Origin of the sequence: Stenotrophomonas maltophilia group sp. Smal32, assembly GCF_030237085.1 — a bacterium.
Taxonomy (GTDB): domain Bacteria; phylum Pseudomonadota; class Gammaproteobacteria; order Xanthomonadales; family Xanthomonadaceae; genus Stenotrophomonas; species Stenotrophomonas maltophilia_Q.
In genome coordinates this window covers 1-16,149 of record NZ_JASJSI010000099.1, presented here as the reverse complement: position 1 = coordinate 16,149, position 16,149 = coordinate 1, and the positions used below count along the sequence as shown (strand labels likewise).

Genomic DNA, 16,149 nt, shown 5'->3' with positions numbered 1-16,149 from the left:
AAAAAACGACCGCGGCCCTCTCCCCCCCGAATGGAAAAAAAAAAAAAACCCCGGGCCGGGCCGGTGGATTACCATCAAAAAGGTCGGCTATTATAAAAAAAAACCCCCGCGCCTAGGGCGGCGCCCCCCCCCCCCCCGGGCCCCGCGCAGCCCGGGCGCGGGTGGTTTGGCCAAACCGGCCCGCGGCGCGGGGCCTCGGCTCTACAGAAGCCGCACAGCCTTCCAGGCCCCCTCACCCCATTCACCCACCTGAGCGGATTCTGACCACCCTGCGCATTTTTGCTGCACTGCAAAATGCCATACGGTACCGTCTGGTTCTAGTATCAAACAATCGTTTGATTAAGGTCTGCCCACCGATGGCCAAGCCCGCCCACTTCTCGACCAAGGACCGGATCCTCGGTGCCGCCGAGGAGCTGTTCGCCCAGCACGGCTTCGCCGGCACCTCGCTGCGCCAGGTCACCAGCCAGGCCGACGTCAACATCGCTGCGGTCAATTACCACTTCGGCTCCAAGGAAAACCTGGTCAACGAGGTGTTCCGTCGCCGCATGGACGAGATGACCGGCGCCCGCCTGTCGCAGCTGGAACGTGCCCTCGCCGAGCACCCCGGCGAACTGCGCCCGGTGCTGGCCGCCTTCGTCGAGCCCGCCCTGGCGCTGGCCCAGGACCGCCAGAACGGCGGCGCCTTCGTGCGCGTGATCGCCCGCGCCTACGCCGAGAAGAACGACAACCTGCGCAAGTTCCTGTCCGACCACTACGGCCACGTGCTGCGTGCGTTCGGCAAGGCCATCGGCGAGTGCGTGCCCGGCCTGAGCAAGGAAGAGCTGTACTGGCGCCTCGACTTCCTGGCCGGCTCGCTCACCTATGCCATGGCCGACTTCGGGCTGATCAAGCGTCCCGCCGGTGTCACCGAAGCGGCGCACCGTGCCCATGCCGCCCACGAACTGATCCATTTCGCCGAAGCCGGGTTCCGCGCCGCCGCACGCGCCAGCGCCCTGCCCGCTTCCCTTTGATTCCACCCAGTAACTGCTGACCAACAAAGGCCCTACACCATGTCCAATTCCCTGCTAGTCCGCCGCGCCGCCGTGCTGGGTGCCGGCGTCATGGGTGCCCAGATCGCCGCCCACCTCACCAACGCGGGCGTCGACACCGTGCTGTTCGACCTGCCCGCCAAGGAAGGTCCGGCCGACGGCATCGTGCTGAAGGCGATCGCCAACCTGGGCAAGCTGAGCCCGGCGCCGCTGGCCAGCAAGTCGCTGGCCGAAGCCATCACTCCGGCCAACTACGAGTCCGGCTTGGAACAGCTGAAGGACTGCGACCTGATCATCGAGGCCATCGCCGAGCGCATGGACTGGAAGCAGGACCTGTACAAGAAGATCGCCCCGTTCGTGGCCGACCACGCGGTGCTGGCGTCCAACACCTCGGGCCTGGGCATCAACAAGCTGGCCGACGTGCTGCCCGAGCAGCTGCGCCACCGCTTCTGCGGCGTGCACTTCTTCAACCCGCCGCGCTACATGCACCTGGCCGAGCTGATCCCGGCCACCACCACCGACGCCGCCGTGCTGGAAGGCCTGGAAGCATTCCTGGTCACCACCCTGGGCAAGGGCGTGGTGTACGCCAAGGACACCCCGAACTTCATCGGCAACCGCATCGGCGTGTTCTCGATCCTGTCGACCATCCACCACACCCAGCAGTTCGGCCTCGGCTTCGACGAAGTGGACGGCCTGACCGGCCCGCTGGTCGGCCGCCCGAAGTCGGCCACCTACCGCACCTCCGACGTGGTCGGCCTGGACACCATGGCCCACGTCATCAAGACCATGGGCGACACCCTGCCGAACGACCCGTGGCATGAATTCTTCAAGTCGCCGAAGTGGCTGGACGCGCTGATTTCCAAGGGCGCGCTGGGCCAGAAGACCGGCGCCGGCATCTTCCGCAAGGTCGGCAAGGACATCGTGGTGCTGGACCTGGAGAAGCAGGACTACCGTCCGGCCGACCGCACCGCCGCACCGGAAGTGGTCGAGATCCTGAAGATCAAGAACCCGGCCGAGAAGTTCGCCAAGCTGCGCGAGAGCCAGCACCCGCAGGCGCAGTTCCTGTGGGCGACCTTCCGTGACCTGTTCCACTACAGCGCCTACCACCTGGCCGACATCGCCGAAACCGCGCGCGACGTCGATCTCGCGATCCGCTGGGGCTACGGCTGGTCGCTGGGCCCGTTCGAGACCTGGCAGGCCGCGGGCTGGAAGCAGGTCGCGCAGTGGATTGCCGATGACATCGTGGCCGGCAAGAGCATGAGCAACGCCCCGCTGCCGGACTGGGTGTTCGATGGCCGCGACGGCGTGCACGCCGCCGAGGGCAGCTACAGCCCGTCGCGCAACGCCAAGCTGCCGCGCTCGTCGCTGCCGGTGTACCAGCGCCAGCGCTTCCCGGATCCGCTGCTGGGCGAAACGTTCGCACCGGGCGAGACCGTGTTCGAGAACGACGGCCTGCGCATGTGGCACGACGGCGATGGCATCGCCGTGGTCAGCTTCAAGACCAAGATGAACACCGTCTCCGACCAGGTGCTTGATGGCCTGCAGGAATGCGTCAGCCGCGCCGAGAAGGACTTCCAGGGCCTGGTGATCTGGCAGCAGAAGGAACCCTTCTCCGCCGGTGCCGACCTGGCCGGTGCACTGGGCCTGCTGCAGGCCGGCAAGGTCGACCAGTTCGAAGAAATGGTCGCCAACTTCCAGCGCACCAGCCAGCGCATCAAGTACTCGCTGGTGCCGGTGGTGGCAGCGGTTCGCGGCCTGGCCCTGGGCGGCGGCTGCGAGTTCCAGATGCACAGCGCCAAGACTGTGGCCTTCCTGGAAAGCTACATCGGCCTGGTCGAAGCCGGTGTCGGCCTGCTGCCGGCCGGTGGTGGCCTGAAGGAACTGGCGGTGCGTGCCTCGCAGGCCGCAGGCCCGGGCGGCGATGTGTTCGCTGAACTGAAGAAGACCTTCGAGACCGTGGCGATGGCCAAGGTGTCCAACTCGGCGGTCAACGCCAAGGAACTGGGCCTGCTGCGCAGTACCGACAAGGTGGTGTTCAACAGCTACGAGGCCCTGCATATCGCCAAGGCCGAAGCACGCGCCCTGGCCGAAGCGGGCTACCGTCCGCCGCTGCCGGCGCGCCGCATCCAGGTGGCCGGTGACGTGGGTATCGCCACCTTCAAGATGATGCTGGTCAACATGCTGGAAGGCCGTTTCATCAGCCCGTACGACTACGAGATTGCCGAGCGCATCGCCACCGTGCTGTGCGGCGGCAAGGTCGACCGCGGCACGCTGGTGGATGAAGAGTGGCTGTTGACCCTGGAGCGCAAGCATTTCGTTGAACTGGCCCAGCAGGAAAAGACCCAGGCCCGCATCGCGCACATGCTGAAGACCGGCAAGCCGCTGCGGAACTGATCGCCATCCCTGCTTTTGGTGGGTGCCCACCTTGGTGGGCACTCCCTGATGTGGCAGTCGAGCATGGCTCGACTCTACAAAACCTATTCGAGAGATCACTGCAATGACCAAGCAAATCCAGGACGCCTACATCGTCGCCGCCACCCGCACCCCGGTCGGCAAGGCGCCCAAGGGCATGTTCCGCAACACCCGCCCCGACGACATGCTTGCGCACGTGCTGCGCAGCGTCGTCGCCCAGGCCCCGGGCGTGGACGTCAACCGCATCGATGACGCGATCATCGGCTGCGCCATGCCGGAAGCCGAGCAGGGCATGAACGTGGCGCGCATCGGCGTGCTGCTGGCTGGCCTGCCGAACACCATCGCCGCGCAGACCGTGAACCGCTTCTGCTCCTCCGGCCTGCAGGCCGTGGCGCAGGCCGCCGACGCGATCCGCCTGGGCAACGCGGACCTGATGCTGGCCGGTGGTACCGAGTCGATGTCGATGGTGCCGATGATGGGCAACAAGATCGCGATGGCGCCGAGCGTGTTCGACAATGACCACGTCGCCATCGCCTACGGCATGGGCATCACCGCCGAGAAGGTGGCCGAAGAGTGGAAGGTCTCGCGCGAGGACCAGGACGCCTTCGCCCTCGCCTCGCACCAGAAGGCCATGGCCGCGATCCAGAACGGCGAGTTCAAGGACGAGATCAGCCCGTACGAGATCGTCTCGCACCTGCCCGACCTGGCCGACGGCCAGCGCATCATCACCCGCAACAAGGTCGTCGACACCGACGAAGGCCCGCGCCCGGACTCGTCCGCTGAAGGCCTGGCCAAGTTGCGCCCGGTGTTCCGCAACGGCCAGTTCGGCGGCACCGTCACCGCCGGTAACTCCTCGCAGATGAGCGATGGCGCCGGTGCCGTGCTGCTGGCGTCGGAGCAGGCCATCAAGGATTACGGCCTGACCCCGCTGGCCCGTTTCGTCAGCTTCTCGGTGGCCGGCGTGCGCCCGGAAGTGATGGGCATCGGCCCGATCGCCGCGATTCCGAAGGCGCTGAAGCAGGCCGGCCTGACACAGGACCAGCTGGACTGGATCGAATTGAACGAAGCCTTCGCCGCGCAGTCGCTGGCGGTGATCCGCGATTGCGGGCTGGACCCGAGCAAGGTCAACCCGCTGGGCGGCGCGATCGCCCTGGGCCACCCGCTGGGCGCGACCGGCGCGATCCGTACCGCCACCCTGCTGCACGGCCTGCGTCGTCGCCAGCAGAAGTACGGCATGGTGACGATGTGCATCGGCACCGGCATGGGCGCAGCGGGTATTTTCGAGGCGCTGTAAGGTTCAAAGCGTTGCCGGCGGATTGCTGGTTGGCTGTGGGGCCCGGGCGGGTGAGGCTGCCCGGGACACGCCGTGAACCCGTCCCTGGGGGCTTGGCAGCGGCATCCATGCCGCTGACAGTCCCGGTCAGCCTCACCCACCCGCGCCACCCAACATTCCGCGCGGCGGAGGGGTGAGCAAAGGCAGGATCAAGAGCTGGGATCAGATCCCTTTGCTGCGCAAAGGGATCTGACCCCGTGCATTACGCCGAGGCGTAACGCACGGCGGTGCCGATCCAGCGCTGTACCACGCGGTCGGCCAGCGCGGGTTGCTGGGCCAGCAGGCGCTCGGCCAGGTCGTGCACGCCGGGCAGCAGCCCGGCGTCGCGGGCCAGATCCGCGATGCGGAAGCCGGCCAGGCCGGTCTGCCGCGTACCCAGCAGTTCGCCGGGGCCACGCAGCTCCAGATCTTTTTCGGCGATGACGAAGCCATCGTTGGTTTCGCGCATGGTCTGCAGGCGTTCGCGCGCCATCTGCGAAAGCGGCGCCTGGTACAGCAGCACGCAGCGCGATACCGCCGAACCGCGGCCAACACGGCCACGCAGCTGGTGCAGCTGGGCCAGGCCCAGGCGTTCGGCGTTCTCGATCACCATCAACGAGGCGTTCGGTACGTCCACGCCCACTTCGATCACCGTAGTTGCGACCAGCAGGTCGATGTCGCCGGCCTTGAACGCCACCATCGTCGCCAGCTTCTCGGCGGCTTTCAGGCGGCCATGCACCAGCCCGACGCGCACGCCGGGCAGCAGCGCCTGCAGTGATTCGTAGGTTGCCTGTGCGGGGGTGGCATCCAGCTCTTCGCTTTCCTCGATGAGCGTGCACACCCAATACACCTGCCGCCCTTCCTGGCAGGCCAGCGCAATGCGCTCGATCAGCTCCGGGCGACGGTCATTGTTCAGTGCGACGGTCTGCACCGGCGTGCGCCCCGGCGGCAGTTCATCGATGGCCGAGACATCCAGATCCGCGTATTCGGACATCGCCAGCGTGCGCGGAATCGGTGTGGCGGTCATCACCAGCTGGTGCGGGACGCTGTTGCCGCCCGCGCCCTTGTCACGCAGGGCCAGGCGCTGGTGCACGCCGAAGCGGTGCTGCTCGTCAACGATGGCCAGGGCCAGGTCCTGGAACACCACCGCTTCCTGCATCAGCGCGTGGGTACCGACCACCACCTGCGCTTCGCCATTGGCGACCTGTTCCATCACCTTGGCGCGCGCCTTGCCGGTGACCTTGCCGGCCAGCCACGCGATGCGCACACCGAGCGGTTCCAGCCAGCCGCGCAGGTTGTTGAGGTGCTGCTCGGCCAGCAGCTCGGTGGGTGCGGCCAGTGCGACCTGCTTGCCCTGCTCCACCGCCAGCATCGCCGCCAGCGCGGCGACGACAGTCTTGCCGGAGCCGACATCGCCCTGCACCAGCCGCAGCATCGGGCTGGGCCGTGCAAGGTCTTCGCGGATCTGCTTGAACACACGCGCCTGCGCACCGGTCAGTGCAAAGGGCAGCTGTTTCAGCAACGCCTTGGCCAGCTTGCCGGGGCCGGCCAGCGGTGGTGCATGGTGGGCCTGCAATGCAATGCGCTGGCGGCGCAGGCTGAGGTGGTGGGCCAGCAGTTCTTCCATCGCCAGGCGGCGCTGGGCCGGATGAGTGCCGGCCGCCAGCGCGGCCAGATCGGCATCGGGCGGTGGCCGGTGCACGGTCAGCAGCGCGCTGCGCAGCGATGGCAGGCCGAGGCCATCGAGCCAGCCACTGGGCAGCAGTTCCAGCGTGCTTTCCTCGGGCAGGCGGTCCAGCGCCTGGCCGATCAGCTTGCGCATCGTCATCGGGCCCACGCCTTCGACGGTGGGATACACCGGGTCGAGGCGGTCGCCGAGTTCGGGATCGTCGTTGCGGCCCAGCACCTGGTAGCTGGGGTGGACGATTTCCAGGCCAAGGTGGCCGGGCTTGGGCGTGCCGAAGCAGCGCAGCCGGTTGCCGACCGCGAACTGGCCGACCTGCTGCTGGCGGAAATGGAAGAAGCGCAGCACCAGGGTGCCCTGCCCTTCGTCTTCCACCGCCACCTTCAGCATCGGCCGGTAGCGCATGCCGCGCTCGACCGCGACCACCCGCCCCTCCACCTGCGCCGGCACGCCGTTGCGCAGGTCTTCGATGCGGGTCAGCCGGGTGCGGTCTTCATAGCGCAGCGGCAGGTGAAGCCAGAGATCCTGCAGGGTGGCCAGGCCACGCGCCTGCAGTTTGGCGGCCACGGCCGGACCGACGCCAGCGAGCATCGCCAGGGATGCTTCGCCGGACGGTGACAGGACCGGGGTGACCGCCGCCTTGCGTGCCACGTGGCGGTCAGTCGATGACCATCACCGCGTCGACCTCGAAGTTGGCGCCCTTCGGCAGGCCGGAGACTTCGATGGTGGAACGGGCCGGGTACGGGGCCTGGAAGTAGTCCTGCATGACCGCGTTGACCTTGGCGAACTCGCCCAGGTCGGTCAGGTACAGGCCCAGGCGCACGACCTTGTCCAGCGAGCCGCCAGCGGCTTCGGCCACGGCCTTGAGGTTGTCGAAGGCGCGGCGGGCCTGCGCTTCGACGTCACCGGCGCCGACGATGTCGCCGGTGGCCGGGTCGAGCGGGATCTGGCCGGAGAAGTACACGGTGTTGCCGGCGCGCACGGCCTGCGAGTACGGGCCGATGGCGGCGGGAGCCTTTTCGGTGTTGATGATCTGGCGGGACATGGGTCGCTCCGGTGCGTTGGGGGAAAACAGAGCGGTGATTGTACCGGGTGGGGGTGCATCCACGCATGGCGTGGATCTACGGCAATCCGGTCATGTGATGCGCCGTCTGTAGAGCCGAGCCCATGCTAGGCTGCCTCGGGCTGGAGCAGCCGAGCATGGGCTCGGCTCTACAGAAAGCATCCACCCATGGCGTGGCTCTACTGGCGGCGCACCGACTGCACGACCGACAGGCGGCGCAGGCGGCGCATCACTTCGGCCAGGTGGTTGCGGTCGCGTACCTGGATGTTGAACGCCAGCACGGCGGCGTTGAAGTCGCGGTCCAGGTAATCCACGCGCTCGATGTTGGAGTGGCTCTGCGCGATCGCCGCGGCCAGCTGCGCCAGCACGCCGGTGCCGTTCTCCACTTCCACCACCAGCGAGGTGTCGTAGTCGCCGGAAACGGTGGTGTCCCAGCCGATCGGCACCCAGCGCTCGGGCGACTTGCGCAGCTCGGCCAGGTTCGGGCAGTCCATGCGGTGCACCACGATGCCCTTGCCGGCGGTGTGGTAGCCCATGATCTCGTCGCCGGGAATCGGCTGGCAGCAGCCGGCGAAGGTGACCACGCCGCGCTCGCTGCCGTTGATCAGGATCTTTTCCTGCGAATGGTGGCGCGAATGCGGACCGCCCCGCAGTTCGGCGTAGGCCATCAGTGCCTGCGCGGCCTGGGTCGGCATCCAGTTGCCCAGCGCGACCTCGGCCAGCAGGGCTTCCAGGCGCGGGAAGCGGTGTTCGGTGAGGAACGCATCCAGGCGCCCCTTCGGCAGCCGTTCCAGCGAGGAATCCATCGCTTCCAGCGCGCGGTCCAGCATGCGGTGACCCAGCTGCACGGCGTCTTCGTGTTCCAGCTGCTTCAGCTGGTGGCGGATGGCGGTGCGTGCCTTGCTGGTGACCACGAATTCCAGCCACTGCGGTTTCGGCGTGGCCGAGCGTGCGGTGATGATCTCCACCGACTGGCCCGACACCAGCTTGGTGCGCAGCGGCACCAGCTTCTTGTCCACGCGCGAGGCCACGGCCATGTTGCCGACGTCGGTGTGCACGGCGTAGGCGAAATCGAGCGCGGTGGAGTTGCGCGGCAGGGCCAGGATCTTGCCCTTCGGCGTGAACAGGTAGACCTCGTCCGGGAACAGGTCGACCTTGACGTTGTCGAGGAACTCCAGCGAGGAACCGGCGGCGCGCTGCGAGTCGATCAGTTCGACGATCCAGGCATGTGCACGGCTCTGCGCGCTGTTGGGCGAATCGCCGCCGAACTTGTAGGTCCAGTGTGCGGCCACGCCACGCTCGGCGATCAGGTCCATTTCCTCGGTGCGGATCTGCACTTCGATCGGCGAGCCGTACGGCCCGAACAGCACGGTATGCAGCGACTGGTAACCGTTGGCCTTGGGAATGGCGATGAAGTCGCGGAAGCGGCCATCCAGCGGCTTGAAGGTGGCATGTACCGAACCCAGCGCGTGGTAGCAGCTGGGCACGCTGCGCACGACCAGGCGGAAGCCGAACACGTCCATCACCTGGTCGAAGGATTTGTTCTCGTCGCGCATCTTGTTGTAGATGCTCCACGGGGTCTTGATGCGGCTGATCAGCCGATGCTCGATCCCCTCCTTGGCCAGGCGCTGCGACAGCTGCACTTCCACCTGCGCCATCGCCTCGCGGCGCACCACCGGCTGGCTGCGGATGTGCTTTTCGATGATGGCGTGGCGCCACGGGTACAGCGCCTTGAAGCCCAGGTTCTGCAGCTCGCTCTTGACCAGGCTCATGCCCAGGCGCTGGGCGATGGGCGCATAGATCTCCAGCGTCTCGCGGGCGATGCGACCGCGCGCTTCGCGGCTCTGCGCGCCCAGCGTGCGCATGTTGTGCAGGCGGTCGGCCAGCTTGATCATGATCACGCGCAGGTCGCGCGACATCGCCAGCAGCATCTTGCGGAAGCTCTCGGCGGCCGCTTCCTGGCGATCGCGGAACTTCAGCTTGTCCAGCTTGGTCACGCCGTCGACGAGCTCGGCCACGGCTTCGCCGAACTCGGCGGCCAGCGCCTCGCGGGTCAGCGGGGTGTCTTCGATGGTGTCGTGCAGGATCGCGGCGATCAGCGCTTCCACGTCCAGGCCGAGCTCGGCCAGCACCTGGGCCACGGCCACCGGATGGGTGATATAGGGCTCGCCCGACTTGCGCGTCTGTCCAGCGTGCGCGGAGGCTCCGACTTCCCAGGCACGGCGCAGCAGGGGCAGCTGTTCCGGCGGCAGATAGTGGGCGGCGCGTTCAAGCTGGAGGACGTAGTCGGGTACGGCGGCAGCGGGGGCTGCGGCGACCTTGGCAGTGGGGCCTGGGTTCATGCCCGAAGCCTATTCCAGCGCGACGTTTACGGCAAATCCTGAATGCGAAACAGCCCGCACGGGGCGGGCTGTTCGGCGATCCAGCAATGACGTTGATCGATGCGATCAATCGTCGTTCTTGGACATGTCTTCGTCGGCGACCACTTCGGCGGCGGCCCACTCCAGCGCTTCGCGCTCGGCGCGCTCACGCTCGGCCTTCTCGACTTCGTCGATCAGCGCGTTGTCGATCTTGCGGGCGGCGATTTCGCGCAGCGCCAGCACGGTCGGCTTGTCCTCGGTCTCGCTGTTGTCCAGCGTGGCCTGCACGCCGTTGGCGAGCTGGCGGGCACGCTTGGAAGCCATCATGACCAGTTCGAAACGGTTGTTAACGACTTCCAGGCAATCTTCTACGGTGATGCGGGCCATACGGGCTCCCGGCGACCGGTCGGCCGCTCAGTCGAATGAGGGAAAGGGGACGGAGTGTACTGGCAGGGGCTGGACAAAATCAAGCCAACCCCCACCCGATTCTTTTGGAATCAGTCAGTTGCACCCGGATCGGGGGTCAACAGGGCCTGGATCAGGCCGGCATGGCGGACCTTCTGGGCCTCCCGGCGCAGGCGGCTGGCAGTGAAGATGGCGCACAGCTCGTCCACCGCGGTGTCGAACACCTCGTTGACGATGACGTAGTCGAACTCGTTGAAGTGAAGCATTTCATCGCGGGCCGCGCCCAGGCGCTGGGCGATGACCGCCTCGCTGTCCTGGCCGCGCTTGCGCATGCGGTCCTGCAGGGCCTGCCTGGACGGCGGCAGGATGAACACGGTGACCGTGCCCGGCACCAGCTGGCGCACCTGCTGGGCGCCCTGCCAGTCGATTTCCAGCAGCACGTCCTGACCCGCGGCCAGCTGCGGCTCCACCGACTGCCGGGCGGTGCCCTTCCAGTCACCGTGCACCCAGGCATGCTCGAAGAAGTCGCCGGCGGCGATCATTTCCTCGAACTTTTCCGCAGAGACGAAATGGTAGTGCTGGCCGTTCACTTCACCCGGACGCATCGCGCGCGAGGTGAAAGAGATCGACAGGGCGATCTGCGAGTCACGCGCCAGGGTGGCATTGACGATGCTGCTCTTGCCGGCGCCGGACGGGGCGGCAACGATGTACAGCGTGCCGCGCGCAACGGCGTCCGACGACTTCGACGGGGCGCTCATGCGGCGGATCCAACGGGTTGATTTCGCAAAATTTTTCCTCGGTGTTCCAGATCCGGCGCGGACGATCGCGCCAGGATGGCGGGGGCTGCGCGGAACATCCTGGAACCAGGCCCGGCAGACGCTTCCCCGGGGTGCGGGCACGCAACTTTACCAGAGCGGCCCCTTTTCGCGCCCGTCCGGCCGGTACCGGCCCTAGTGCCACATGGGCATCCGGGGGCCTGTGCTATAACCGGCGCGTACCTACCGACAGCCGGGTGGTCTGCGTGCCGCCCCGCCATCCAAGGAGAACGGCATGCCCTCGATGAGTCGCCGCCAGTTCCTGAAGGTCACCGGGACAACCCTGGTGGGCTCCAGCCTGGCTTTGATGGGCTTCGCGCCCGGCATCGCGCTCGCGGAGGTCCGGCAATACAAGCTGACCCGCGCGACCGAGACCCGCAACACCTGCACGTACTGCTCGGTGGCCTGCGGCATCCTGATGTACAGCCTCGGCGATGGCGCCAAGAACGCCGAGCCGAGCATCTTCCATATCGAGGGCGACCCGGACCATCCGGTCAACCGCGGCACGCTGTGCCCGAAGGGGGCCGGCCTGGCCGACATCATCCACAGCAAGTCGCGCCTGCTCTACCCCGAGTACCGCGCGCCGGGCTCGAACGAGTGGAAGCGGCTGAGCTGGGACGATGCGCTGGACCGCATCGCGCGGCTGATGAAGGAAGACCGCGACGCCAACTTCGTGCAGAAGAACGAAGCCGGGCAGACGGTCAACCGCTGGCTGACCACCGGCATGCTGGCCGCCTCGGCCACCAGCAATGAAACGGCGGTGCTGACCCACAAGGTCGTGCGCTCCCTGGGCATGCTGGCATTCGACAACCAGGCACGTGTCTGACACGGCCCGACGGTGGCAGGTCTTGCCCCGACGCTAGGCCGTGGTGCGATGACGAATCACTGGGTCGACATCAAGAATGCCGACCTGATCCTGATCATGGGTGGCAATGCCGCCGAGGCGCACCCGTGCGGGTTCAAATGGGTAACCGAGGCCAAGGCACACAACAAGGCTCGCCTGATCGTGGTCGACCCGCGCTTCAACCGCTCGGCCGCGGTGGCCGACGTGTACGCGCCGATCCGTACCGGCACCGACATCGTGTTCCTGGGCGGCCTGATCAACTACCTGTTGACCGAGGACCGCATCCAGCACGAGTACGTGCTGAACTACACCGACATGTCGTTCCTGGTGAAGGACGAATTCGCCTTCAAGGACGGCCTGTATTCGGGCTACAACGCCGAGAAGCGCAGCTACGACCGTTCCAGCTGGGACTACGTGTACGGCGATGATGGCTTCGTGCGCAGCGACCCGACGCTGAAGGACCCGCGCTGCGTCTACACCCTGCTCAAGCAGCACTATGCGCGCTACACCGTGGAGATGGTCGAGCGCATCTGCGGTACGCCGGCCGACAGCATCCGCCAGATCTGGGACATGATCGCGTCCACCGCCGGCAAGGACAAGGCAATGACCATCCTGTATGCGCTGGGCTGGACGCAACACTCGATCGGCGCGCAGAACGTGCGTGCCGGCACCATGGTGCAGCTGCTGCTGGGCAACATCGGCGTGGCCGGTGGCGGCATGAACGCACTGCGCGGACATTCCAACATCCAGGGCCTGACCGACATCGGCCTGATGTCCGACCTGCTGCCCGGCTACCTGACCCTGCCGAAACAGGACGAGCAGGACTACGACGCGTACATCGCAAAGCGCACCCAGAAGCCGCTGCGCGCCAACCAGATGTCGTTCTGGCAGAACTACCCCAAGTTCCACGTCAGCCTGATGAAGTCGTGGTGGGGCGACGCCGCCACCGCCGACAACAACTGGTGCTTCGACTACCTGCCCAAGCTCGACAAGCCGTACGACATGCTGCAGGCGTACGAGCTGATGAACGAAGGCAAGATCCATGGCTACATCTGCCAGGGCTTCAACCCGCTGGCCTCGGCGCCGAACAAGGGCAAGCTGATCAGCGCGTTCTCCAAGCTGAAGTTCATGGTCAGCATGGACCCGCTGGAAACCGAGACCATCGCGTTCTGGCAGAACCACGGCGCGCTGAACGATGTCGACCCGAGCACGATCCAGACCGAGGTGTTCCGCCTGCCGACCACCTCGTTTGCCGAGGAGAACGGCGCGGTGGTGAATTCCTCGCGCTGGCTGCAGTGGCACTGGAAGGGTGCCAACCCGCCGGGCGAAGCGCGCAGCGACATCGAGATCATGTCCGAGCTGTTCCATCGCATCAAGGCGCTGTACGAGAAGGACGGCGGCGCCTGGTGGGAACCGGTGCGCGACCTGGCCTGGAAGTATTCAAACCCCGAGGCACCGACGCCGGAAGAGCTGGCGATGGAATACAACGGCAAGGCGCTGGTGGATGTGTTCGACCCGAAGGACCCGACCAAGCTGGTGCGCAAGGCCGGCGAGCAGCTGGCCGCGTTCGGCGACCTGCGCGACGACGGCAGCACCTCCTCCGGCTGCTGGATCTACATCGGTGCCTGGGGCCCGACCGGCAACATGATGGCGCGGCGTGACAACAGCGACCCGACCGGCATCGGCAATACCCTGGGCTGGGCGTGGGCGTGGCCGGCCAACCGTCGCGTGATGTACAACCGCGCTTCGTGCGACGTGGCCGGCCAGCCGTTCGATCCGCGGCGCACGTTGCTGGCCTGGAACGGCAAGAACTGGGGCAGCGTGGACGTGCCGGACTTCAAGGCCGACGAAGACCCTGCCGGTGGCATGGGCCCGTTCATCATGAATCCGGAAGGCATCGCCCGCTTCTTCGCCAAGGCCGGCATGGCCGAAGGCCCGTTCCCGGAGCACTACGAACCGTTCGACACGCCGCTGCGCAGCAACCCGCTCAGCCCCGGCCAGGCGCAGACGCTGAACAACCCGGCCGCCCGCGTGTTCGCCAGCGACCGGGCGCAGATCGGCTCGCCGGACGAGTTCCCGCACGTGGCCACCACCTACCGCCTGACCGAGCATTTCCACTTCTGGACCAAGCACGGCAAGCTCAACGCCATCATCCAGCCCGAGCAGTTCGTCGAGATCGGCGCCGCACTGGCCGACGAGCTGGGCATCAACAACGGCAGCCGCGTGCGCGTGAGTTCCAAGCGCGGCCATATCGAAGCCGTGGCGATGGTGACCAAGCGCATCAAGGCCCTGCAGATCGATGGCAAGACCGTGCACCAGGTGGGCATTCCGATCCACTGGGGTTTCCTCGGTGCAGCCAAGCCCGGCTACATCGCCAATACGCTGACCAATGCCATCGGTGACGGCAATTCGCAGACGCCCGAATCGAAGTGCATCCTGGTCAAGGTCGAGAAGGTGTAGGAGACACGCCATGTCACTGCAATCGCTGGACATCATCCGCCGCTCGGCCACCACCACGCCCTCGCCACAGGCGCGCAGCGCACACACCGGCCAGGTCGCCAAGCTCATCGACGTGAGCAAGTGCATCGGCTGCAAGGCCTGCCAGGTCGCGTGCATGGAGTGGAACGACCTGCGCGACGAAGTCGGCAGCTGCGTCGGCAGCTACGACAATCCGCCGGACCTCAGCGACCAGTCGTGGACGGTGATGAAGTTCCGCGAATACGAGGACGAGAAGGGCAAGCTGGAGTGGCTGATCCGCAAGGAAGGCTGCATGCACTGCAGCGACCCGGGCTGCCTGAAGGCCTGCCCCTCGCCCGGCGCGATCATCCAGTACGCCAACGGCATCGTCGACTTCCAGGAAGAGAACTGCATCGGCTGCGGCTACTGCGTGACCGGCTGCCCGTTCGATGTGCCGCGCATTTCCAAGAAGGACCACAAGGCCTACAAGTGCACGCTGTGCTCGGACCGGGTGGCGGTGGGCCAGGAGCCGGCCTGCGTGAAGACCTGCCCGACCGGCGCGATCACCTTCGGCAGCAAGCAGGCGATGACCGAACATGCCGCCGGCCGCGTCGAAGACCTGAAATCACGCGGCTACGAGAACGCCGGCCTGTACGACCCGCAGGGCGTGGGCGGCACCCACGTGATGTACGTGCTGCAGCACGTGGACAAGCCGGAGCTGTATGCCGACCTGCCCAAGGACCCGCGGATCAGCCCGATGGTGGAGATCTGGAAGGGCGTGGCCAAGCCCTTGGGCGTGCTGGCGATCGCCGCCACCGCCTTCGCCGGGTTCCTGCATTACATCGGCATCGGCCGCAATACGGTCAATGACGAGGAGGAAGAAGAAGCCGAGCACGAGGCGAAGAAGATCGAAGAGGAGCAGCGGCCATGAAGTACGCACCGCACCCGCGACAGATCATCCGCTACCGCGCGCCGACCCGCATCAACCACTGGATCGTGGCGATCTGCTTCGTACTGACAGCCTTGTCCGGGCTGGCATTGTTCCACCCTGCCCTGTTTCCGCTGACGCAGCTGTTCGGCGGCGGACCGTGGACGCGCATCCTGCATCCGTTCATCGGCCTGGCGATGGTGGTGGGCTTTGCGCTGCTGGCGTTCCGCATGTGGCGCGACAACCTGCCGAGCGCCGACGATGGCAAGTGGATGCGCGGCATGCGCGATGTACTGCGCAACGAAGACGAGCGGCTGCCACCGGTGGGCCGCTTCAATGCCGGCCAGAAACTGCTGTTCTGGGCCATCATCGGTTGCCTGTCGGCGCTGTTGCTGACCGGCTTCGTGATCTGGCGGCAGTACTTCAGTCATTTCTTCCCGATCGGGGTGATCCGGTTCTCGGTGCTTGCCCATGCGCTGTTCGGCTGGGTGCTGATCTGCGCGATCGTGGTGCACATCTATGCGGCGATCTGGATCAAGGGGTCGGTGCGGGCGATGACGCAGGGCAAGGTGACCTACGGGTGGGCGTACAAGCACCACCGGCAGTGGTTCCGCGACATCCTGCGCGGGCGGCGGGAACAGGGCTAGCGGCAGGGCCTGCGGCCCTGCACCCGCTTCAGGCCAATGCAACAGCAACAGCGGCTATCCGTAGGACGGCGGGGGGGGGGGGGGGGGGGGGGGGGGGGGGGGCCCCCCCCCCCGCGGGGGGGGGGGGGGGGGCCGGGGGCGGGGCCCCCGCCCCCCCCCCCCCCCCCCCCCCCCCCCCCGCCTCCCTCGGAGGA

11 protein-coding genes are annotated in these 16,149 nt (G+C 66.8%); 6 read left to right on the top strand and 5 right to left on the bottom strand.

The window, feature by feature from the left end; translation table 11 throughout:
- The first annotated feature begins 356 nt into the window (after positions 1–356).
- The 3 genes from QRO91_RS18215 (at position 357) to QRO91_RS18205 (ending at position 4,734) form a co-directional block, all read left to right on the top strand.
- Complete coding sequence (locus tag QRO91_RS18215; RefSeq protein WP_197651062.1) at positions 357–1,010, top strand: TetR/AcrR family transcriptional regulator; 654 nt, start codon at positions 357–359, stop codon at positions 1,008–1,010.
- A gap of 39 nt (positions 1,011–1,049) precedes the next feature.
- Complete coding sequence (locus QRO91_RS18210; protein WP_100443606.1) at positions 1,050–3,422, top strand: 3-hydroxyacyl-CoA dehydrogenase/enoyl-CoA hydratase family protein; 2,373 nt, start codon at positions 1,050–1,052, stop codon at positions 3,420–3,422.
- A gap of 103 nt (positions 3,423–3,525) precedes the next feature.
- Positions 3,526–4,734 carry an acetyl-CoA C-acyltransferase gene (locus QRO91_RS18205; protein ID WP_100443607.1) on the top strand — a complete coding sequence of 403 codons (1,209 nt, stop codon included), beginning with the start codon at positions 3,526–3,528 and terminating at the stop codon, positions 4,732–4,734.
- A 241-nt stretch (positions 4,735–4,975) separates the two neighbouring features.
- Here QRO91_RS18205 and recG read toward each other — a convergent pair whose 3' ends face one another.
- From recG to gmk, 5 genes are all read right to left on the bottom strand, one after another.
- Complete coding sequence (gene recG, locus QRO91_RS18200) at positions 4,976–7,087, bottom strand: ATP-dependent DNA helicase RecG (RefSeq protein WP_049432614.1); 2,112 nt, start codon at positions 7,085–7,087, stop codon at positions 4,976–4,978.
- Positions 7,088–7,094: 7 nt separating this feature from the next.
- Positions 7,095–7,481 (bottom strand): RidA family protein, encoded by a 387-nt coding sequence (locus QRO91_RS18195; protein ID WP_005410875.1) that lies wholly within the window; start codon positions 7,479–7,481, stop codon positions 7,095–7,097.
- 197 nt (positions 7,482–7,678) lie between these two features.
- A complete protein-coding gene (locus tag QRO91_RS18190) occupies positions 7,679–9,841 on the bottom strand; it encodes a bifunctional (p)ppGpp synthetase/guanosine-3',5'-bis(diphosphate) 3'-pyrophosphohydrolase (RefSeq protein WP_049432610.1) in 2,163 nt (720 codons plus the stop codon).
- Positions 9,842–9,946: 105 nt separating this feature from the next.
- Positions 9,947–10,246: a DNA-directed RNA polymerase subunit omega gene (gene rpoZ / locus QRO91_RS18185; RefSeq protein ID WP_005410877.1), complete on the bottom strand. Its 300-nt coding sequence runs from the start codon at positions 10,244–10,246 to the stop codon at positions 9,947–9,949.
- Between the two features lie 110 nt (positions 10,247–10,356).
- Complete coding sequence (gene gmk, locus QRO91_RS18180) at positions 10,357–11,022, bottom strand: guanylate kinase (RefSeq protein ID WP_049432607.1); 666 nt, start codon at positions 11,020–11,022, stop codon at positions 10,357–10,359.
- 292 nt (positions 11,023–11,314) lie between these two features.
- Between gmk and fdnG the strand changes: the two genes are divergently transcribed.
- Genes fdnG through QRO91_RS18165 form a run of 3 tightly spaced genes read left to right on the top strand, consistent with a single transcriptional unit; the run spans position 11,315 to position 15,955 of the window.
- On the top strand, positions 11,315–14,383 hold the full coding sequence (gene fdnG / locus QRO91_RS18175) for a formate dehydrogenase-N subunit alpha (protein ID WP_152906617.1): 3,069 nt from the start codon (positions 11,315–11,317) through the stop codon (positions 14,381–14,383).
- A 10-nt stretch (positions 14,384–14,393) separates the two neighbouring features.
- On the top strand, positions 14,394–15,311 hold the full coding sequence (fdxH, locus tag QRO91_RS18170) for a formate dehydrogenase subunit beta (RefSeq protein ID WP_049432603.1): 918 nt from the start codon (positions 14,394–14,396) through the stop codon (positions 15,309–15,311).
- Positions 15,308–15,955, top strand: a complete 648-nt coding sequence (locus tag QRO91_RS18165; protein ID WP_049432600.1) for a formate dehydrogenase subunit gamma — start codon at positions 15,308–15,310, stop codon at positions 15,953–15,955. Before fdxH ends, QRO91_RS18165 begins: the two co-directional genes overlap by 4 nt.
- Positions 15,956–16,149: the final 194 nt, after the last annotated feature.